20 protein-coding genes are annotated in these 21094 nt (G+C 59.9%); 8 read left to right on the forward strand and 12 right to left on the reverse strand.

Annotation, left to right across the window (positions count from 1 at the left end; all coding sequences use genetic code 11):
• Window positions 1-55: 55 nt before the first annotated feature.
• The 8 genes from JFU47_RS00320 to JFU47_RS00355 form a co-directional block, all read right to left on the reverse strand.
• Window positions 56-445 carry a carboxymuconolactone decarboxylase family protein gene (locus JFU47_RS00320; protein WP_140682312.1) on the reverse strand — a complete coding sequence of 130 codons (390 nt, stop codon included), beginning with the start codon at window positions 443-445 and terminating at the stop codon, window positions 56-58.
• Window positions 442-1917: an NAD-dependent succinate-semialdehyde dehydrogenase gene (locus JFU47_RS00325; RefSeq protein ID WP_201180148.1), complete on the reverse strand. Its 1476-nt coding sequence runs from the start codon at window positions 1915-1917 to the stop codon at window positions 442-444. The genes JFU47_RS00320 and JFU47_RS00325 overlap by 4 nt, the downstream gene beginning before the upstream one ends.
• 144 nt (window positions 1918-2061) lie before the next feature.
• A complete protein-coding gene (locus JFU47_RS00330; RefSeq protein WP_046049785.1) occupies window positions 2062-2547 on the reverse strand; it encodes a flavin reductase family protein in 486 nt (161 codons plus the stop codon).
• Between the two features lie 12 nt (window positions 2548-2559).
• Window positions 2560-4041, reverse strand: coding sequence for an aldehyde dehydrogenase (locus JFU47_RS00335; RefSeq protein ID WP_033057762.1), 1482 nt, complete (start codon window positions 4039-4041; stop codon window positions 2560-2562).
• The gene (locus JFU47_RS00340; protein ID WP_201180149.1) at window positions 4038-4871 is read right to left on the reverse strand and encodes an alpha/beta fold hydrolase; all 834 of its coding nucleotides are present in this window, start codon (window positions 4869-4871) and stop codon (window positions 4038-4040) included. The genes JFU47_RS00335 and JFU47_RS00340 overlap by 4 nt, the downstream gene beginning before the upstream one ends.
• A 43-nt stretch (window positions 4872-4914) precedes the next feature.
• A complete protein-coding gene (locus JFU47_RS00345) occupies window positions 4915-5505 on the reverse strand; it encodes an amino acid synthesis family protein (RefSeq protein ID WP_003182108.1) in 591 nt (196 codons plus the stop codon).
• Between the two features lie 190 nt (window positions 5506-5695).
• Window positions 5696-6328, reverse strand: a complete 633-nt coding sequence (locus JFU47_RS00350; RefSeq protein ID WP_201180150.1) for a response regulator — start codon at window positions 6326-6328, stop codon at window positions 5696-5698.
• Between the two features lie 33 nt (window positions 6329-6361).
• Window positions 6362-7729, reverse strand: coding sequence for a cache domain-containing protein (locus tag JFU47_RS00355; protein WP_201180151.1), 1368 nt, complete (start codon window positions 7727-7729; stop codon window positions 6362-6364).
• 745 nt (window positions 7730-8474) lie between these two features.
• Here JFU47_RS00355 and JFU47_RS00360 point away from each other — a divergent pair.
• Both JFU47_RS00360 and JFU47_RS00365 read left to right on the forward strand, forming a co-directional pair.
• Window positions 8475-10532, forward strand: coding sequence for a carbon starvation CstA family protein (locus JFU47_RS00360; protein WP_201180152.1), 2058 nt, complete (start codon window positions 8475-8477; stop codon window positions 10530-10532).
• A gap of 14 nt (window positions 10533-10546) precedes the next feature.
• Entirely contained in the window at window positions 10547-10744 is a 198-nt protein-coding gene (locus JFU47_RS00365; protein ID WP_007900300.1) for a YbdD/YjiX family protein, read from the forward strand.
• A gap of 100 nt (window positions 10745-10844) precedes the next feature.
• Here the strand turns inward: JFU47_RS00365 and JFU47_RS00370 are convergent, their stop codons facing one another.
• Window positions 10845-11558 (reverse strand): metallophosphoesterase, encoded by a 714-nt coding sequence (locus tag JFU47_RS00370; RefSeq protein ID WP_201180153.1) that lies wholly within the window; start codon window positions 11556-11558, stop codon window positions 10845-10847.
• A 108-nt stretch (window positions 11559-11666) separates the two neighbouring features.
• A complete protein-coding gene (locus tag JFU47_RS00375; RefSeq protein ID WP_046049793.1) occupies window positions 11667-11870 on the reverse strand; it encodes a hypothetical protein in 204 nt (67 codons plus the stop codon).
• 561 nt (window positions 11871-12431) lie between these two features.
• Here JFU47_RS00375 and JFU47_RS00380 point away from each other — a divergent pair.
• A complete protein-coding gene (locus tag JFU47_RS00380; protein ID WP_201180154.1) occupies window positions 12432-12833 on the forward strand; it encodes a DUF5329 domain-containing protein in 402 nt (133 codons plus the stop codon).
• A 345-nt stretch (window positions 12834-13178) separates the two neighbouring features.
• Here the strand turns inward: JFU47_RS00380 and JFU47_RS00385 are convergent, their stop codons facing one another.
• Window positions 13179-13778, reverse strand: coding sequence for a helix-turn-helix domain-containing protein (locus JFU47_RS00385; RefSeq protein ID WP_201180155.1), 600 nt, complete (start codon window positions 13776-13778; stop codon window positions 13179-13181).
• A 282-nt stretch (window positions 13779-14060) separates the two neighbouring features.
• On the opposite strand from JFU47_RS00385, the gene glnT reads away from it, so the two are divergent.
• The 5 genes from glnT to JFU47_RS00410 all read left to right on the forward strand — a co-directional run bounded on the left by glnT (window position 14061) and on the right by JFU47_RS00410 (window position 19950).
• Window positions 14061-15395, forward strand: a complete 1335-nt coding sequence (glnT, locus tag JFU47_RS00390) for a type III glutamate--ammonia ligase (protein ID WP_201180156.1) — start codon at window positions 14061-14063, stop codon at window positions 15393-15395.
• A gap of 72 nt (window positions 15396-15467) precedes the next feature.
• Window positions 15468-16373, forward strand: a complete 906-nt coding sequence (locus JFU47_RS00395) for a class II glutamine amidotransferase (protein WP_140683854.1) — start codon at window positions 15468-15470, stop codon at window positions 16371-16373.
• Between the two features lie 11 nt (window positions 16374-16384).
• Window positions 16385-17068, forward strand: coding sequence for a GltB/FmdC/FwdC-like GXGXG domain-containing protein (locus JFU47_RS00400; protein WP_201180157.1), 684 nt, complete (start codon window positions 16385-16387; stop codon window positions 17066-17068).
• Between the two features lie 20 nt (window positions 17069-17088).
• Window positions 17089-18423, forward strand: coding sequence for an FMN-binding glutamate synthase family protein (locus tag JFU47_RS00405; RefSeq protein WP_201180158.1), 1335 nt, complete (start codon window positions 17089-17091; stop codon window positions 18421-18423).
• A 201-nt stretch (window positions 18424-18624) separates the two neighbouring features.
• Window positions 18625-19950, forward strand: coding sequence for an ammonium transporter (locus JFU47_RS00410; protein WP_201180159.1), 1326 nt, complete (start codon window positions 18625-18627; stop codon window positions 19948-19950).
• Window positions 19951-20019: 69 nt separating this feature from the next.
• Here JFU47_RS00410 and JFU47_RS00415 read toward each other — a convergent pair whose 3' ends face one another.
• On the reverse strand, window positions 20020-20925 hold the full coding sequence (locus JFU47_RS00415; protein ID WP_201180160.1) for a bifunctional 5,10-methylenetetrahydrofolate dehydrogenase/5,10-methenyltetrahydrofolate cyclohydrolase: 906 nt from the start codon (window positions 20923-20925) through the stop codon (window positions 20020-20022).
• Between the last annotated feature and the right edge of the window lie 169 nt (window positions 20926-21094).

The raw sequence follows: 21094 nt of genomic DNA on the forward strand, positions 1-21094 counted from the left end.
AAGAGCACTTCGATCGCAAGAATCTCTGTGCTCGGTCAGGTCAAACAGCCAAGGGTTAACTGGAGGCCTCGGCATCGGCTTCGGCGAACGCTTCACGGGCGAGCCGGAAACTGTCTACGGCAGCGGGGACACCGCAATAAATACCGACCTGAAGCAGAATTTCGCGTATTTGTTCACGAGTCAGTCCGTTACGCAAGGCGCCGCGTACATGCAGCTTGAGTTCGTGAGGCCGATTGAGGGCCGAAATCATGGCCAAGTTTATCATGCTGCGCTCTTTAAGCGACAAACCCTCACGGCCCCAGACATGGCCCCAGCAGTACTCGGTGACCATTTCCTGCAGTGGCCGGGTGAAGTCGTCGGCGTTCTCGATGGAGCGTTTCACGTAGGCTTCGCCCAGCACCTGGGTGCGGATTTTCAGCCCCTCTTTATATTTCTCGTTGCTCATCGCGGTGTGCTCCCGAAGTCGTCCAGCCCGCCCATCAGGGTGTATTTGAGTTCCAGATAATCCTCGATGCCGTACTTGGAGCCTTCACGGCCCAGGCCCGAGGATTTGATGCCGCCAAAGGGCGCGACTTCGGTGGAAATCAGCCCTTCGTTGATCCCGACCATGCCATACTCCAGCGCTTCACTCATGCGCCACGCGCGACCGAGATCGCGGGTGAAGCAATAGGCGGCGAGGCCGAATTCAGTGTCGTTGGCCATGTGGATCGCCTCGGCTTCAGTCTCGAAGCGGAACACGGCTGCCAGAGGACCAAAGGTTTCGTCTTGGGCGACTTTCATCGAAGCGGTCACGCCGGCCAGCACCGTCGGCTGGAAGAACCCGTGCCCCAGCGCATGACGTTCACCGCCGCAGAGCAGTTGCGCACCCTGAGCGAGCGCGTCCTGAACATGGTCTTCGACTTTGGCCACGGCGCGATCGTTGATCAGCGGGCCTTGATTCACGCCGGTGTCGAAGCCGCTGCCGACGTGCAGTTGCTTGACCCGCTCGGCCAGGCGAGCGACGAAGGCGTCGTGAATGCCGTCCTGCACCAGGAAGCGATTGACGCACACGCAGGTCTGCCCGGCGTTGCGGAATTTGGCAATCAGCGCACCCTCTACGGCACGCTCCAGGTTGGCGTCGTCGAACACGATGAAGGGCGCATTGCCCCCCAGTTCCAGCGAGACTTTTTTCAGCGTCGGCGCGCACTGCGCCATCAGCAATTTGCCAATAGCGGTCGAGCCGGTAAACGACAGTTTGCGCACCAGCGGACTGGCGGTCAGTTCGCCACCGATGGCCACCGCGTCGCCGGTGATCACATTGAAAATGCCCGGCGGAATGCCGGCCTGTTCAGCCAACGCGGCCATGGCCAATGCCGAAAACGGCGTTTCCGGTGCCGGTTTAACAATGCACGGACAACCGGCAGCGAGCGCAGGGCCGGCCTTGCGGGTGATCATCGCGGCGGGAAAATTCCACGGCGTGATGGCCGCGACGACACCGATCGGTTCTTTACTAACGACGATGCGCGCATCGCCTTTGTGGCTGGGAATGGTGTCGCCGTAGATGCGCTTGGCTTCTTCGGCGAACCACTCGATAAAGCTTGCGGCGTAGAGGATTTCACCTTTGGCTTCGGCCAGTGGCTTGCCTTGTTCGAGGGTGAGGATTTCTGCCAGCGCATCGGCATTCTCAATCATCAGCGCGTGCCAGCGTTTCAGCGTCTGGCTGCGTTCTTTGGCGGTCAGCGCACGCCAGGCCGGCCAGGCCTTGTTGGCGGCGGCGATGGCCTTACGAGCGTGCTCGGCGCCCAGGTTCGGCACCCGGCCGATCAGCTCGCCGGTGGCCGGGTTGAAGATGTCCTGACAAGCGCCGCCCGGGGCATCCAGCCATTGGCCGTCGATATAGGCCTGCTGACGGAACAGTTGCGAAGCTGCTGGGTTCATACCGGCTCCCAAGAAAGTGGGGGCGCTCTATGTGGGAGCGAGCCTGCTCGCCATAGCGGTGTGTCAGTCACATTGATGTTGAATGTGCCGCCGTCATCGCGAGCAGGCTCGCTCCCACATGGACCTGCGCCCAAAAGAAAAATATCAGGCCAGGGTGGGCAGGGGGCCCAGCTTGCCTTTGTGATAGATCATCGGCGTCACCGGTTGCTCGGGCAGAATCAGGTTCTTCACCGCGCCGACGATGATCGCGTGGTCACCGCCGTCGTATTCGCGCCACAGTTCGCACTCAATGATCGCCGTAGCGTTGCCCAGCAGCGGATTGCCCAGCGCGCTCAAGTGCCAGTCGATGCCATTGGCCTTGTCTTTGCCTTTACCGGCAAACGCATAGGCTTCGGCGGTCTGGTCGGCGGACAGCAAGTGAATCGCGAACTGCTTGCTGTCGCGCAGGATCGGGTACGTGTCAGAGGCATAGTTGGGGCAGAACAGCACCAGTGCCGGATCGATCGACAGCGCACTGAATGCGCTGGCGGTAATGCCGACGATGCCGCCGTCCGGGTCCAGGGTGGTGACCACTGTGACCCCGGAGGGGAACGAGCTCATGACGTCTTTGTAAATGCCGGGTTCGATCATTTCGTCAATCTCCTAGCGCATCACAAACGGATCAGGCATGGGCGCCTGGGAAAGGTTGATCCACACCGTTTTCAGCTCGGTGTAGGCCAGCACCGAATCGATGCCGCTCTCGCGTCCATAGCCGCTGTTCTTGAAGCCGCCGATTGGTGCCATGGCCGACACGGCGCGGTAGGTGTTGACCCAGATGATCCCGGAGCGCACGTCCCGGGCCAGTCGATGAGCGCGGCCCAGATCGCGAGTCCAGATGCCGGCGGCGAGGCCGAACTGCGAGTCGTTGGCAATCGCCAACGCTTCGGCTTCATCCTTGAAGCGAATCACCGAGGCCACCGGACCGAAGACTTCTTCCTGCATGATCTTCATCGAGTTGCGGTCGCATTCGAACAAGGTCGGCTCGTAGAACCAGCCATCGCCCAGATTCTGCGGACGCTTGCCGCCCAGGCGCAGGCGCGCACCTTCGGCGATGGCGTCGGCGACCAGGCCTTCGACCACGGCCAGTTGCTGCGCGGTGGCCATCGGGCCCATTTCGCTGCTGTCTTCCTGCGGGTTGCCGATGCGGATGCGTTTGGCGCGTTCGACCAAACGATCGACGAACTCATCGTAGATTTCGTCCTGCACCAACAATCGAGAACCGGAAACGCAACTCTGACCGGAGGCCGCGTAGATCCCGGCAATCGCGCCGTTGATTGCGCTGTCGAGGTCGGCATCGGCGAAGATAATGTTCGGCGATTTGCCGCCCAGTTCCAGCGACAGCTTGGCGAAGTTCTCGGCGCTGCTGCGCACCACGTGCCGTGCCGTCGCGGCGCCGCCGGTGAAGGCGATTTTGCGGATCAGCGGATGGCGGGTCAGGGCCGCGCCAGTGCTTGGGCCGTAGCCGGTAACGACGTTGACCACGCCCGGCGGAATGCCGGCTTCCAGCGCCAGACGGGCCAGTTCGAGAATGGTGGCGGAGGCGTGCTCCGACGGTTTGATCACGATGGTATTGCCCGCCGCCAGGGCCGGGGCGAGTTTGATCGCGGTCAGGTACAGCGGGCTGTTCCAGGGAATGATCGCGGCGACCACGCCCATGGCTTCGTGCACCGTGTAGGCAAACAGGTCCGGCTTGTCGAGGGGCAGGGTGCCGCCTTCGAGTTTGTCCGCCAGGCCCGCGGTGTAGTGGAAGAACTCCGGCAAGTAGCTGACCTGGCCACGGGTTTCGCGGATCAGCTTGCCGTTGTCACGGCTTTCCAGCTGCGCCAGGTGCTCCTTGTTTTCAGCGATCAGATCGCCCAGACGCCGCAGCAGTTTGCCCCGGGCGGTGGCGGTCAGACCGCGCCAGGCCGGGCTGTCGAAAGCCGTCTGCGCAGCCTGTACGGCGCGTTCGACGTCGGCTTCGTCGGCATCGGGCAGTTCGGCCCAGGCTTGGGCCAGGGCCGGGTTCAGGCTTTCAAAGGTCTTGCCGGACAGGGCATCGACCCATTCACCGCCGATGCACATCTGGAAGCGTGCGAGTGTCATGCAACGATCCCCTTTATTTGGTTTTGTCGGGAGTACGCCGTGTCGAGAAACTCCAGCAGCAGCTGGTTGACCAGGCGCGGTGATTCTACGGGCATCATATGCCGCTGCTCGGCGAGCACGGCAACTGTCGCGCCGGGAATGCGTGCGGCCAATTGCTCGGCCATTTCCGGTGTGGAACCCGGGTCCAGTTCACCGGTGGCGATCAGTGTCGGCACCTGGATGCTGCCCAAGTCGTCAGCGCGGTACATGTCCTGGGTTGCGAACAGCTCATAGGTGGTCAGGTAACCCTGCGGGTCATTGTCTGCCAGGGTTTGGCGCAAGGCCGCAATCTGCGCCGGGTTGGCCGCCTGATATTCACGGCTGAACCAGCGCGACAGGGCAGCTTCGGCGTTGGCATCCGGTCCGTGCTCGGCCGCTTGAGCGGTGCGGGCGATAACGCCGGCACGCTGTTCGGGGCTGCGATTGAACACGCTGTTGAGCACCACCAGACCTTGCAGGCGTTGCGGGTAATGCAAGGCAAATGCCCGCGCGACCAGCCCGCCCATGGAAAAGCCGATCACCGTCGCCTGAGGCACTTGCAGGTGATCGAGCAGCTCCAGCAACTGGTCGGCATAGCCGAGCAGGGGGGTGCCGCTTTCCGGGCGCGGGCTGGCGCCGTGGCCCAGCATGTCGTAGGCAATCACGCGGTACTTCGTGGCCAGGCCAACGACCTGGCCGCCCCACATTTCTTTGTTCAGGCCCACGCCGTGGATCAAAACCACGGGCTGGCCTTGGCCGGTCGCCAGGTAACTGGTGCCAGCCGGGGTGAGTTCAGCGGTGAGCCGAATCATGGAGCGCTCCTGCATGCCTTTTTGTTGTTGTTACCGACCTTGATTACTGGGCGTTCTCGGCAGCCAGTTCTTCCAGATCGATGTAACGGTTGCCGATGCGTGGGTGCAGGCGGCCGCCATCGGCGCAACCCAGTACCACCACGATTTCGTCGGCACGCGGTGCATCTTCGATTTGCATTTCCAGGGTGATGTAGTGCGAACGCAGGCCTTCGTCGTCCTTGTGCATCATCGGGATCTGGATCGAGGTGCCCGGGCCGCCGCGCTTGTTGGTGAAGCTCAGGTAACTCTTGGCTTTCACCGCTTCACGGTAGTGGTTACCAAAGCGCAGGGTGTGGATGACGGCGGAAGCGTGTTCGATTTCACCGTCGGCGCCGACCACCGCGGCCTTGCCGTAGGCTTCGATTTTCTCGGCGCCGCCGATGATGCCCACCAGACGCTCGACCATCAGTGCACCGAGGTCGGAGCAGTTGGCACGAATCTCCGGTTTCAGGTCTTCGACAAAGCCGCGACCCAGCCAAGGGTTTTTCATCACGACGGCCAGGCCGACCATGGTCACTGGCTTATCGGTGGCCTTGCCGCCTTCGATAAAGGTTTCTTCGACATAGCTGACGATCTTGCGGATTTCGAAACTCATGAGCTGCTCCGTTTAGGGTGAGAGTGTCTGTGCGTCTGATGGTATACCATAATACCGGTAGCGCAAGTCCCTGAAACGGGTTTCTGGTCGGACGGTGGTGAAAAGGGAGGAGGGAATGGCTGTTGCCAATAAAAAACCAAAAAAAAACCCGGCTGATGAGGCCGGGTTTTCCATTGAGTATTAATGCCTGCTACCGCGAGATGATCCCGTGATCGATCGCGTATTTGACCAGGGCCGCCGGTTTGTCGATGTTGAGTTTGCGACGGATGCTCAGGCGATGGGTTTCTACCGTGCGAACGCTGATGTCCAGTTCGCGGGCCATCTCCTTGTTGTTCAGCCCTTGAGCCATCTTGTACAACACTTGGCTCTCGCGCGGTGTCAGCTCGTTGTCGGTATTTTTATCGGCGATGAGCCGCTGGGCGATCTCGGCGCTGTAGAACGTGCCGCCACTGGCGATGGCTTCGATCGCCGCGATGATTTCCCGCGACGGTGAGTTCTTCAGCACATAGCCGCTGGCCCCCGCGCGAACGGACTCACTCACGTATTCGTTATTGTCGTACATGCTGAGCACCAGCACCTTGAGCGACGGGTACTGGCTGCGTAACACCCGGGTCAGCTCGAGCCCGTTCATGTCCCGCAGGCTGATGTCGACCAGCAACAGGTCCGGCTGGCAGCGCCCGACCATTTCAATGGCCTCCGCGCCACTCTCGGCTTCGCCCACCACTTCCAGGGGGGCCATGACCGCCAGCAGCGCTTTGATCCCGTCGCGGACCAGGGCGTGATCGTCGACCAGGGCGACGCGGATCGGGTAGGGCAGGTTCATCGCGGGTATTCACTCTTGTTGTCAGGGGGCGAGTCAGCGTGTTGTACCGGGCATTTTCATAGGCAGCCAAACGTCTAGCTCGCTTCTTCCCGGCATCGAGATCAGGTCGAATCGTCCACCAAAATGTTCGACACGCTCACGGATATTACGCAGGCCAATGCCCGCATGACGACGTTCGACCTGGGCGACGTTGAAACCGATACCGTCATCGACCACCGTCAACCGTATGGAATCGTCGGACCCGTGCAGGGTAATGGAGACGTTTTTAGCCTGGGCGTGTCGTTCAATATTAGTCAGGCCTTCTTGCACGATGCGAAACAGCGAGACCGCTGCCCCATCGACCAGGTGACAGTCGAATTCGTTGTCGTTATAGGTCACCACCAGGCCGCTGCGTTGCTCGAATTCTGCGGCGAGTTGACCGATCGCCGCCGGCAGGCCCAGGGTGTCGAGCAGCGAGGAACGCAGGTCGTGGGAGAGGCTGCGAACCTCGCCAATCGCTTCCCCCAGGCGTTCCGTGGCGTCTCTCAGCGTACTCAAACCCTTGTCGTGTGCTTGCCCATTCTCGAGCAGATGGCTGGCCAGTTCGAACTGAAACTTGATGGAGACCAGTAGCTGGCTGATGCCGTCGTGCAGTTCACGGGAAACCCGAGAGCGCTCTTCCTCTTGCAAGCTGACGATACGCTGAGTCAGGCGCTGAAGTTTTTTGTCGGCCAGACGATGCTCGCTGACGTTCAGCGTCATGCCGCTGGCGAAGACAAACAGCACCGCCACGAGGGCCACCGCGGCAATCGCCAGCATGGTTTTACGAATGCCCTGGGCCACTTCGTCACGCGCCTGCTGGGTCGCGCGCTCAACGTCTTCAAGGTAGATGCCGGTGCCGAGCATCCAGCCCCAACGATCGAGCATCACCACATAGGCGAGCTTGTCCGTCACTTTGCCGGAAGAGGGTTTGTTCCAGGCGTAGCGCTGAAAGCCTTCGCCCGATTGCGCACTTTTGAGCAGCGCCTGGATCACGGGCAAACCGTGAGGGTCCTTCATGTCCCACAGGTATTTGCCCACTAGCTCTGACTGGCGCGCGTGCATCAGGCTGCGGCCTTCGTGGTCGTAGACGAAGAAGTAGCCATTGATGCCAAAGCTGAGCTTGCGCAGTTCTTCCAGCACTTGTTGCTGTGCGTGTTCGTCACCGTGGCCGTCGTCGTACAGCGGTTCGATCAGGCTTTGCGCCATTTCGACGTAGTTCTTAAGTTCTGCGCGCTTGCTCGCCAGAATGCTGTCTTCGATCAGTTGCGCCTGTTGTTCACCCAGTTGCCGGTTCATGGAAATCACCAGCGCGCAGATGACGGCGATGGCCAGTACCAGCGGCAGAATCCCGAGCGCGACGATTTTGTGTTTGAGCTGCATCTCTGCTCCTGTCCGGACCGAGGGAAGGCGAAGGCCCGGCATCATATGCCAAAGATACGCGCGTCCAGTAGCGGTGCTGGACGGAATGACCTGTGGCTGGTTTGTCGGGTCGCTGCATCGCTGCGATGGCGGCCTTAGGGCCGACCATGCTGTTGTTGACTGAGTACATATCCATTTCTGCGGTAACGGCCACTTAGGGTTTCGCCCTTACGGCGACTCACTTTTTTTACAAACGCCTAAAAAAAGTAAGCAAAAAAACGCTCGCCCCGAGCGTCCGGCCCCTCGCCAGGGCTCGGCGTTCCTTCGCTCCGGTATCCATCCGGGGACACTGCCCTCCGGTCTGCTTCGCGACGACCTACATGCAGCGTGTTCGACTGCGTCGAACGGCGCTGCGCGCCACTCCCCGGATGCACACCTCCACTCAGCCTCCCGAAGGGGCGGGTGGATCAAGATCACAAGCTGCAGGCGAGCTAACGCTCGGCCTGTTGAGTGGTGAGGGGCGGTGCGGTGTATGCCGATTTATTGTGGGAGCGAGCCTGCTCGCGAAGGCGGCCTGACAGCCGACCAATTACTCGCAGGTGTACACCATTCCCTCTCATCTACGTAGAACTACGTAGGCGCCGCGTACGTAGTAACGCGGATTTATTTGTAGACGGCATGCGGGGATATTGGGCCAGCTCCGCACAGCGGACACAATTATAAAAATTACCGCCGCAGTCCACTGGCTGTCGGCAGGAGACACGCTATGCCCCGTCTGGCTAAACACCTCGCCTGGTTTGCCGTGGCTGTCCTGGGAGCGTTTGCGCTAAGTGTCGTGGCCCTGCGCCGCGGCGAAGCGATCAATGCCCTCTGGATCGTAGTCGCAGCAGTCGCTATCTATCTCGTCGCATACCGCTACTACAGCCTGTTCATCGCTACCAAAGTGATGCAACTCGACCCCAATCGTGCCACGCCCGCTGTCGTTAACAATGACGGTCTGGACTACGTGCCGACCAACAAACACGTACTCTTCGGTCACCACTTCGCCGCCATTGCTGGTGCGGGGCCGCTGGTCGGTCCGGTCCTGGCGGCGCAGATGGGCTACCTGCCCGGTACGCTGTGGCTGATTGCCGGCGTGGTGCTGGCCGGTGCCGTTCAGGACTTCATGGTCCTGTTCATGTCCACCCGCCGCAACGGCCGTTCCCTGGGCGACATGGTCCGTGAAGAAATGGGCCGCATCCCCGGGACCATCGCGCTGTTTGGCTGCTTCCTGATCATGATCATCATCCTCGCGGTGCTGGCGCTGATCGTGGTCAAGGCCCTGGCCGAGAGCCCGTGGGGGATTTTCACGGTGATGGCGACCATCCCGATCGCGATGTTCATGGGCATTTACATGCGCTACATCCGTCCGGGCCGCATCGGTGAAATCTCCGTTGTCGGGGTACTTCTACTGCTCGGTTCGATCTGGCTGGGCGGGCAGATTGCCGCTGATCCGGTCTGGGCCAAGGCCTTTACCTTCACCGGGATCCAGATCACCTGGATGCTGATCGGCTACGGTTTCGTGGCCGCCTCGTTACCGGTCTGGCTGATTCTGGCCCCGCGGGACTACCTGTCGACCTTCCTCAAAATCGGCACCATCGTGGCCTTGGCGATCGGCATCCTGATCACCATGCCCGAGCTGAAAATGCCGGCGCTGACCCAGTTCGTCGACGGTACCGGGCCGGTATGGAAGGGCGGTCTGTTTCCGTTCCTGTTCATCACCATCGCCTGTGGCGCAGTCTCCGGTTTCCATGCGCTGATTGCTTCCGGCACCACGCCGAAGTTGTTGGCCAGCGAAGGCCATGCCCGTTACATCGGTTACGGCGGCATGTTGATGGAATCCTTCGTGGCCATCATGGCAATGGTCGCTGCGTCGGTGATCGAGCCCGGCGTGTACTTCGCCATGAACAGCCCGGCGGCGCTTGTCGGCTCTGACGCTGTTTCGGTGGCTCAGACCGTCAGCAGCTGGGGTTTTGCAATTACCCCGGAAGCGCTGCAAGCGGTGGCCAAGGACATCGGTGAAACCACTATCCTGGCCCGTGCCGGCGGTGCACCGACCCTGGCAGTCGGTATCGCGCAGATCCTGCACCACCTTCTGCCGGGTGAAAACACCATGGCGTTCTGGTACCACTTCGCGATCCTGTTTGAGGCGCTGTTCATCCTGACGGCGGTGGATGCCGGTACCCGTGCCGGCCGTTTCATGCTGCAGGACTTGCTCGGTTCCTTCGTGCCGGCGCTGAAACGCACTGAATCCTGGACCGCCAACCTGATCGCAACCGCCGGTTGTGTGGCGATGTGGGGTTATCTGCTGTATCAGGGCGTGATCGATCCGCTAGGCGGCATCAACACCTTGTGGCCGTTGTTCGGTATCTCCAACCAGATGCTGGCCGGTATCGCGCTGATGTTGGCGACTGTTGTGCTGATCAAAATGAAACGCCAGCGCTACGTCTGGGTCACCATGTTGCCCGCTGTGTGGCTGTTGATCTGCACCACCACCGCCGGCTTCATCAAGCTGTTCGATGCCAACCCGGCGATCGGTTTCCTGGCCCTGGCCAAGAAGTACAGCGATGCCCTGGCCAACGGTCAGATCCTCGCCCCGGCGAAGAGCATCGACCAGATGCAGCACGTGATCTACAACGCGTACACCAACGCAACGCTGACCGCGCTGTTCTTGCTGGTGGTGTTCAGCATCCTGTTCTTTGCTCTCAAGGTCGGTATCGCCGCCTGGGGTACTAAAGAACGTACGGATAAAGAAGCGCCATTCCAGGCTCTGCCGGATGCGTAATCGAGGATTTCAGCATGTTCAATGACCTGAGTCGCCTCGGTAAATACCTCGGTCAGGCTGCGCGCCTGATGGTCGGCATGCCCGACTACGACACCTACGTCGAGCACATGCAAACCAAGCACCCGGACAAACCGGTGATGAGTTATGAGGTGTTCTTTCGGGAACGTCAGGAAGCTCGTTACGGAAGCAAGGCTGGGCCGAAGTGCTGTTGATGGACGGTGGCAGTGATGCCACCTGAATAGCTAAATAAAGAACCCGGCTGATGAGGCCGGGTTTTTTTTGAGTGAATGGCATTGGCCGACCCGTGTTGAGTCAGCTTGCCGGGATGGTTTCGAGCGTTTCGAGATCCAGCAGGGTGAAATAACCACGGTCCGGCCTCCAGCCACCCGTATCGATGTGAATGACGTTGCCAAGGCTGACGGGCATATAAAGCGGCGTATGCCCTACGACCAGTGCGCGCAGGCCTTCAACGCCATGCGTCTCCTGCTGATCGATCCGCCTTCGTGACCACATGCAGTAGTGCTGCAACTCCTGCAGGCGCCTGTTGCTTTCCGGCGACTCCAGTTCCTTTCGCAGTTGATGCCATGCTGGAAATGGACAATCGGCGTGCACGATGCCGATCAGGCCATAGGCTGTTTCGACTTCGATCGCGATAGGGAGCTTGGCGAACTGCGCCGCGAATGCTTGCTTCTCGAACAGCGACAGGCCCACGAACCATGAGCCGCCGTTGTCGAGCCAGCTGTCGAGGTCGCAGGTATCGAAGTACACCACGTAGTCGTCATGGTTGCCTCGCACCGGGTGGAACCATGCCTTGTCCAGCCAATCGAGCGCATCATGGCACTCGGGCCCACGGTCAATCAGATCGCCAACACTGAACAGGCGATCTACCAAGCAGTTGAACCCGGCGGCATCCAGAGCATCCTGCAACCGAGTGAAATGGCCATGAATGTCACCGACCGCGAAATCTCGGCCGGCAACGTTTGCGGCGAAACGCTTAACACGCGACATCTCTGAAATTTCGAGCATGGGAATGCCACTCCGGCAGCTCCCCAACGGGCTAGTCAGTTGAGTTTAGGCCAAGAAGTGGTACTCGACTTTACCGCCTGCCCGACAGGCTGCCCGGATCAAACACCGTCAGAGCAAGTAGGCCGTTGCTTGCCCGAAATGGTTGTCCTGCACTCCGGCGATAAGGTGCAGAGGCATGTGTTGCGCATCCATGGAGGGAACTTCGAAACTATCCACAATCTGGGTGTGGCGCTCACTCAGCCCGGTCGACTCTTCGACAAGAGCCTTGGCCATTCTCGCGTGGTTCGCTGCGATTTCGTTGAGAGTTGACACGTTACATCTCCCGGTGACTGACCAAGCGCATCGCTGGCGTCCTAAGCGTTAATTAAAGTGCTGCCGCGTCAGAATTACGTCGTTCTGGGGCTGCTACGAGCGTCTTCTGCAAACCTTGAGCCAGACGTTGTCAAAAAAATCGCGCTACGTTTCTGATGCGACGAATGGTGGTGGTTGGCTTTTAAGGGGATATTTCCTGAGCCTATAAGGAACCTATAAGGCCGGGGAAAAGGTGATTAGACGTGCAGAAGTTGTTTTGTTAAAAAAATAGTGCATGGCTGCTATTGACGCGCCAATGCATCTCCATTCGGTTAGATGGAAATCGCCCAACATTGAGCTGGGCAACGATCAATGGGTCTGATGCCGATACAGGGATAAGTAACTGCGACTTTGGCCAACTGCTCGCGCACAGACATTGGGCTCATTGATCCCCTTTCCTTTCCACAGGTTGATCCTTTCGAACGAAGAACATCGCGCAGGGGAGTGCATGCGAACTGGCCCAGCGATGGCTGCTCGGGCGATGCCGCGCTACAGTCAGCCCTTTCAGGACAAGGAAGTATCATGTGGATTTTGAAAGCAGCAGTGACTCGACCCGTTTTCCGCCAATGGCTGATCACTGCTTCTATCGGCTTTTTTGCAGTGGTGGGCGGTGCGCAGGCTCAAACCACGCCACAGGCAAACCAGGAGATAAAAGGCTTGCTGGATTTTGTGGAGCGCAGTGAGTGCAAGTTCGTGCGCAACGGCAGTGAATACCCTGGGCCCCAGGCTCGGGCACATCTCGAAAAGAAGCTGAATTATCTTGAAGGCAAGAGCCTGGTGAGCAGCGCAGAGGACTTCATCGACCTCGCTGCCACTAAAAGCAGCATGAGTGGCAAAGCCTATGAAGTGCGTTGCTCAACAGGCGTCCAGCCGACGAGTACCTGGCTGAAGACGGAGCTACAGAGACAACGCCAGCTCCATTGAGCCTACCCCCCGAAACGAGAAAGGCCGGCCCACTTGCCGTAATGCTGTTCACTTAAGGTTGGGGTGCATATCCGTTTCTGCGGTAACGGCTGCTGGCGGTTTCGCTCTTACAGCGAGTCCCTTTTTCAAACGCCAAAAAGGAACCAAAAAGCTTCACCCCTCCATTCGGTGCCGAGCCTAAGCGAGGCATCGAATGGCGGGGCAAGAGCCCTTGGTTACTTGGGGTTGGGCGGAATTCCGTATTTCCAAGTGACTCGCTGTAAAAGCGAAACCGTAATCAGCCGCTACAGCAGAAACGGATATGTACACCATCAAAATCGAAGGGTCAGCCCCAAACCTCCGAGCTCACTCCTTATCACTCCCATAATTCATAATCGACAACATCCGAATCGGCACCTGCACCAACTCCTCAGGCCCATGGGGAATTTCGCCTTCGAAGGTCAAGCTGTCGCCAGCCTCCATGCGGTACAGCTGATTGCCGTGGCGATAGATCAGTTCACCTTCCAGCAGGTGGAGGAATTCGGTGCCGGGGTGGGAGAAGGTCGGAAACTCCTCACTCGCGTCATCCATGCTCACCATGTAAGCCTCGAAGCTCTTCTTCGGCCCGCGGGTGTGGTTGAGCAGATGGTACGTATGGCCTTTCTCGGTGCCGCGGCGCACCACTTCCATGCCCTGATCGGCCTTGACCAACAGCGCGCTGCCGTCCTGCTGGTCGTATTCGCTGAACAACTTGGACAGGGGCAGGCCGAGCACGTCGCACAGACGGCTCAGGGTATCGAGGCTGGTGGACACCTGGGCGTTTTCGATCTTGCTCAACATGCCCTGACTGATATCGGCAATCTTGGCCACGTCAGACAATTTCAGATCCTGAGCCTGGCGCTGGCGCTTGATCTGCATTCCCAGGTATTGCTCAAGCTTGAGGCGCGGGGCGGTTTCGGTCGACATAGTCATCAGATCCTGCACACTTTCCGTTCAGTAATATTAGTTTCGCACTGAGAAAGTGCAAATGGCGACGCTTGACGCATGCCCTGCGGGCAGTATTCCCACAGGGAAAAGAATATTCCCATATATACAGCACAAAAGCGCCTGTCACGGCGTTTCGACGTTTCACTCGCGAATCTGGCAAGGGCTTTGCATTCCTATTGGGAAAATAACTTTCTTTTTAGGAATAAAAAGACGGTCAAGGCCCATCCAGAATGTTTTGCCTTTCGCGAGGAGTGACGAGCAATGTTGCCAGCAGAAACCCAGCGCATCATCGACAAGCACGGGATCAAGTACGTGCTTGCGCAATTTGTGGATATTCACGGTGCGGCCAAGACCAAGTCGGTGCCGATTTGTGGGCTCAAGACCGTCGCCGAAGAGGGGGCGGGTTTTGCCGGGTTCGCGATCAGTGGCATGGGCATGGAGCCCCACGGTCCGGACTTCATGGCTCGCGGCGACTTGTCCACCCTGACTCCAGTGCCGTGGCAGCCGGGTTACGGACGGGTGGTGTGCGTCGGCCACGTCGATGGTAAGCCGCATCCGTATGACAGCCGTTATGTGCTGCAGCAACAAGTGCAACGCCTGGAAGAAAAGGGCTGGACCCTCAACACCGGTCTGGAGCCCGAGTTCAACCTGATGCGTCGCGACGAGCTGGGCAAACTGCAACTGGTCGACCTCAGCGACAACCTGGACAAGCCTTGCTACGACTACAAAGGTCTGTCGCGCTCCCGGGTGTTTCTTGAACGCCTGACCGAAGCCTTGCAGGCGGTAGATTTCGAGGTCTATCAAATCGACCACGAGGACGCCAACGGCCAGTTCGAGATCAACTACACCTACAGCGACGCCATGACCTCGGCGGACCGCTTCACCTTCTTTCGCATGGCCGCTGGCGAGATCGCCAATGACCTGGGGATGATCTGCTCGTTCATGCCCAAGCCGGACCCGAGGCGCGCGGGAAATGGCATGCACTTTCATCTGTCGATCAGCAGCGCCGACAACAAGAACCTGTTCCATGACGCCAGCGATCCGAGCGGCATGGGGCTATCGAAAATGGCCTATCACTTCGCCGCCGGCTTGCTTGCCCACGGCCCGGCGCTGTGTGCTTTCGCCGCACCGACGGTCAACTCCTACAAGCGTCTGGTGGTGGGCAATTCGTTGTCCGGAGCGACCTGGGCGCCAGCCTTCATTGCCTTCGGCGCCAACAACCGTTCAGCCATGGTGCGGGTGCCTTACGGCCGTCTTGAATTCCGTCTGCCGGACGCGGGGTGCAATCCCTATCTGGTCAGCGCCGCGATCATCGCTGCCGGCCTGGACGGCATCGACCGCCAGCTGGAAATCGACCATGTCTGCAACGAAAACCTCTACAGCCTGAGCCTCGAGCAGATCGCCGCGCGGGGCATCAAGACCCTGCCGCAATCGCTCAAGGAAGCCTGCGACGCGCTCGAAGCCGACCCGTTGTTCGCCGAGGTGCTCGGCCCGCAAATCGTTGGCGAGTTCATCAAGCTCAAGCGCATGGAATGGGTGGAATACAGCCGCCACGTCTCTGACTGGGAGATCCAGCGCTACACCGAATTTTTCTGATTTGTTGCATCGACAACCATTCGGGCACCCGGCACGGCGTCGGGCGTTCACTGCCTCCGAAGGAGACTTGATATGTGTGGAATCGTAGGTCTTTACCTGAAAAATCCGCAGCTGGAATCCCAGCTCGGCAAGCTCTTCGAACCGATGTTGCAGGCCATGACCGATCGTGGCCCGGACAGTGCCGGCTTCGCCATTTACGGCGATGAAGTGGCGGACGGCTGGGTCAAGCTGACCTTGCAGGCGACCACCGAAGGCTTCGACTGGAAAACTCTGATGGGCGAACTGGAAGGGCGCCTTGGCTGTTCGCTGGACTGGTTCCAGAACGCCAGTGCCGCGGTGCTGAAGATTCATGCCGAAGAGGCGCCGGTACGTCTGGCCCTCGCCGAACTGGCACCGAGCCTGCGCATCATGAGCGCCGGGCAAAGCATCGAAATCCTCAAGGGTATGGGCTTGCCCCAGGAGATTTCCCAACGCTTCGGCCTGGCCGGCATGAAGGGCAGCCACATCATTGGTCACACCCGCATGGCCACCGAAAGCGCGGTGACCATGGAAGGCAGTCACCCATTTTCCACCGGCGCCGACCTGTGCCTGGTGCACAACGGCTCGCTGTCGAATCACTTCCGCCTGCGTCAGGAACTCAAGCGCGAAGGCATTCACTTCGAAACCGACAACGACACCGAAGTGGCCGCCGGCTACCTGACCTGGCGCCTGCAGCAAGGCGACTCGCTGAAAGAAGCGCTGGATCACTCGCTGGAGGATCTCGACGGTTTCTTCACCTTCGCCATCGGCACCCGCAACGGTTTTGCGGTGATCCGCGACCCGATCGCCTGCAAGCCGGCGATCCTCGCCGAGACGGACGACTACGTCGCCATGGCTTCCGAGTATCAGGCCTTGTCGAGCCTGCCGGGAATCGAAAACGCCAGAATCTGGGAGCCCGCACCGGCCACCCTGTACATCTGGGAACGCGAGTCAGCTTAAGGAGCGCACACATGAAAACCATCGATCTTTCTACTGCTACCGTGCGTGACCTCAATCAGGCGCTGCACGATCAGGTCAACAACGTGACCGATCACGAGTGGGTGGTGACTCACTCCGATGGCAAGCACAACCTCGCGGTCGGGGTGAATGAAGCCGTGTCCATCGATATCCAGGGGCACGCCGGTTACTACTGCGCCGGCATGAATCAAAAGGCCTCGATCACTGTCCACGGCAACGTCGGTGTCGGTTGCGCCGAAAACATGATGTCCGGCTACGTCCGGGTCAAAGGCAGCGCCTCCCAGGCGGCCGGTGCCACGGCACATGGCGGCTTGCTGGTGATTGAAGGCGACGCCGGGGCGCGTTGCGGGATTTCCATGAAGGGCATCGACATCGTTGTCGGCGGCAGTATCGGCCACATGAGCTGCTTCATGGGACAGGCCGGTCGTCTGGTGGTCTGCGGCGATGCCGGCGATGCGCTGGGCGATTCGTTGTATGAAACCCACATCTACGTGAAAGGGACCGTTGAGTCCCTGGGCTCGGATTGCATCGAAAAAGAGATGCGCGCCGAGCACCTGGAAGAGCTGCAAGGGCTGCTCAACCGCGCTGGTTTCGAGCACAAGGCGGCTGATTTCAAGCGCTACGGTTCGGCCCGTCAGTTGTACAACTTCAAAGTCGATAACGCGTCCGCGTACTGATCCGCGCGAGGAGAACAGATATGAGCGACCCAATCAGCCAAAAAGCGGCTCCGGTACTGCGTGAGTCGGCCACCTTCGACCGCCTGACCATCCAGGAAATCCAGCGTGCCGCGGAAACCGGGATCTATGACATTCGCGGCGGCGGCACCAAGCGCAAACTGCCGCATTTTGATGACTTGCTGCTGCTCGGCGCCAGCGTTTCACGTTACCCGCTGGAAGGCTATCGGGAGAAGTGCGGCACCGATGTGATCCTCGGCAACCGCTTCGCCAAGAAGCCGATCCACCTGAAGATTCCGGTGACCATCGCCGGCATGAGTTTCGGTGCTTTGTCGGCCAATGCCAAGGAAGCCCTGGGCCGTGGCGCGACCATCGCCGGCACCAGCACCACCACCGGTGACGGCGGCATGACCCCGGAAGAACGCGGCCAGTCGGAGCATTTGGTTTATCAGTATTTGCCGTCCCGTTACGGCATGAACCCGGACGATCTGCGCAAGGCCGACGCCATTGAAATCGTCCTGGGGCAGGGCGCCAAACCCGGTGGCGGCGGTATGTTGCTGGGCATGAAAGTCACTGAGCGCGTGGCTGGTATGCGCACCTTGCCGATCGGTGTCGACCAGCGCAGCGCCTGCCGTCATCCGGACTGGACCGGCCCGGATGACCTGGCGATCAAGATTGCCGAGCTGCGGGAAATCACCGATTGGGAAAAACCGATCTACGTGAAGATCGGCGCGAGCCGACCGTACTACGACGTCAAGTTGGCGGTAAAAGCCGGGGCTGACGTGATTGTGCTCGACGGCATGCAAGGCGGCACCGCAGCGACTCAGGAAGTGTTCATCGAACACGTCGGGATTCCGATTTTGTCGGCCATTCCCCAAGCGGTACAGGCTTTGCAAGAGATGGGCATGCATCGCAAGGTTCAACTGATCGTTTCCGGAGGGATTCGCAACGGTGCCGACGTCGCCAAGGCGATGGCGCTGGGTGCGGATGCGGTGGCCATCGGGACGGCGGCCCTGATTGCCTTGGGCGATAACCATCCACGCCTGGACGAGGAACTGAAGAAAATCGGCTCGGCCGCCGGTTTCTACGATGACTGGCAGAACGGCCGCGACCCGGCCGGGATCACCACGCAGGACCCGGAGCTGTCCAAGCGTCTGGACCCGGTGGAAGGTGGTCGGCGTCTGGCCAACTACCTGCGCGTGTTGGTGCTGGAAGCCCAGACTATGGCCCGGGCTTGCGGCAAGTCGCACCTGCACAACCTCGATCCTGAGGATTTGGTAGCGCTGACGGTGGAGTCGGCTGCCATGGCGCGGGTGCCGCTGGCGGGAACTAACTGGATTCCGGGTTCTGGGTACTGAGACGAAACCTGTGGGAGCGAGCCTGCTCGCGATAGCGGTGTATCAGTCAGATAAAGGCTGCTGAACCAACCCCATCGCGAGCAGGCTCGCTCCCACAAGTCCTGTTCATGGCATTTATATTCGAGAGGCCGAAAAGGCCCGTATCTCATTCTTTATTGCTCGCTGCCAGACACTTTCCATTCTTTTGCAGGAGCTTTGAAAATGGTCAATCGTCTTCTCGGCAAATCCCTTCTGGTCTTATTGGCGGCCGGCGCGCTCGCGCCGCTAGCCCAAGCGGCCGACGCACCCACCTTGAACACCGGCAGCACCGCCTGGATGGTGACCGCCGCGGTGCTGGTGCTGTTCATGTGTCTGCCGGGCCTCGCCTTGTTTTACGGCGGTCTGGTGCGGGCGAAAAACATGCTCTCGCTGTTTACCCAGTGCTTCGGCATCGCCGGCCTGGTCGGCGTGCTGTGGGTGATCTATGGCTACAGCATGGTGGTCGACAGCACCGGCATGGTCGAGGGACAGGTGACGTTCAACAGTTTCGTCGGTGGTTTGAGCCGGGCCTTTCTGGCTGGCATGACCCCGCAGAGCCTGGTCGGTGACATCCCGGAAGGCGTGTTTGTAACCTTCCAGATGACCTTCGCGATCATTACCCCGGCGCTGATTGCCGGCGCATTCGCCGAGCGCATGAAGTTCTCGGCGGCGCTGTGGTTCATGGCGCTGTGGTTTACCCTGGTTTATGCGCCCGTCGCCCATATGGTCTGGGGTGGTTCTGGCGCTTTGATGCATAACTGGGGTGTCCTCGATTTTGCCGGCGGCACTGCGGTGCATATCAATGCTGGCGTTGCCGCGTTGGCCGCGTGCCTGATTCTCGGCAAGCGCAAGGGTTACCAGAATACGCCGATGCCGGCCCACAACCTGAGCCTGACCATGGCCGGCGCGGCGATGCTCTGGGTTGGCTGGTTCGGCTTCAATATCGGTTCCGGCGGCGGACTCAATGGCACTTCGGGCATTGTCATGCTCAATACGCAACTGGGTGCCTGCGCCGGGATTCTCGGCTGGATGTTCACCGAGTGGTTCAAGGTCGGCAAGCCGAGTGCCTTGGGCCTGGCCAGCGGTGCTTTGGCCGGTTTGGTCGGCATTACTCCGGCGTGTGCGTATGTGGGCGTAGGCGGAGCGTTGGCCATCGGTCTGCTGTGCGGAGTGTTCTGCTACTTGAGCGTCACTGTGCTGAAACGCCGCTTCGGGTATGACGACAGCCTCGACGTGTTTGGCTTGCACGGCATCGGCGGAATGATCGGCGCGGTGTTGACCGGCGTGTTCTGCGTGCCGTCCCTGGGCGGGTTGGTGGAAGGCGTGAGCATGGGCGCTCAGGTCGTGGCGCAGATCAAGGGCGTGTTGCTGACGACGGTGTACTGCTTCGTCATCAGCTGGATCATTCTCAAGGTGATCAACGCGGTGATCGGCTTGCGTGCCGACGAGTCGGAGGAGGAGATGGGGCTGGATCTGGCGGAGCACAATGAGAGTGCGTACAACCACTGATCTTTAATGTTGACTGACACGGCCCACCTTCGCGTGGGCCGTTTTCGTGGTGCTCAGCTCAACGCTGCATCACTGATCGACTTTCGCTCGCGCTTGGGCGGCACGCTGCAATTGACTGGCGATCAGGGTGTTCTTTAGCAGATACGCAATGGTCATCGGCCCCACGCCTCCCGGAACCGGCGTGATCGCACGGGCGACGGTGCGCGCACTGGCGTAATCGACATCGCCGACCATACGATTTCCCGACTCGTCGGTAATGCGATTGATGCCGACATCGATCACCACCGCCCCGGGTTTGAGCCAGCTGGCGTCGATCAGCTCAGGTCGACCCACCGCCGCGACCACAATGTCCGCCATTCTGCACAACGCCGGTGCATCGACACTGCGCGAGTGCACCACGCTGACCGAACAGTTGGCCTGCAACAACAGGGTCGCCATGGGTTTGCCGACAATGTTCGAACGACCGATGACCACCGCGTGCAAGCCGCTCAAGTCACCGCAGGTTTCGTGCAGCAGACGCATGCAGCCGCTGGGTGTGCAGGGTGTCAGGACTTCTATGCCTTGCACCAGGCCGCCGACGTTTTCCCGATGAAAACCGTCCACGTCTTTGATCGGGTCGATGGCGTGAATCACTGCCGCCTCGTTGATATGTCCCGGCAGGGGCAACTGCACCAAAATGCCGTTCACCGTGGCATCGGCATTCAGTTGGGCAATCAGTTCCAGTACTTGCGCCTGGCTGGCGTCGTCCGGCAGACGGTATTCAAGGGAGCGAATCCCGACTTCCTGGGCCCGCAGCAGTTTGTTGCGCACATAGACCTCGCTGGCCGGGTCTTCACCGACGAGCAGCACGGCCAGGGCGGGGTAAATCTGCTGCCCGGCCAGGACCAGAACCTCTTCTCGAACTTCGTCGAGAACCTGGGCAGAGATAGCTTTGCCGTCGATAACGCGGGCAAGTGCAGGGGTGGTGCTGATCAAAAGAGTCACCGTCGTCTTGATTGATAGGGGGCGAAGTGATCATCGAGGCGTCGTTGCGCCCCGATGATCCATCATAGACCTGCAGGCAAGGGCGCTCAGGCTACCAGTTGATGGCAGCCGTACACCACCAGTACACCCGCGATCAGCGTGGTATTTCGGCAGCCAGCCA

Source organism: Pseudomonas sp. TH39(2020), from assembly GCF_016650715.1.
Taxonomy (GTDB): Bacteria; Pseudomonadota; Gammaproteobacteria; order Pseudomonadales; family Pseudomonadaceae; genus Aquipseudomonas; species Aquipseudomonas mandelii_C.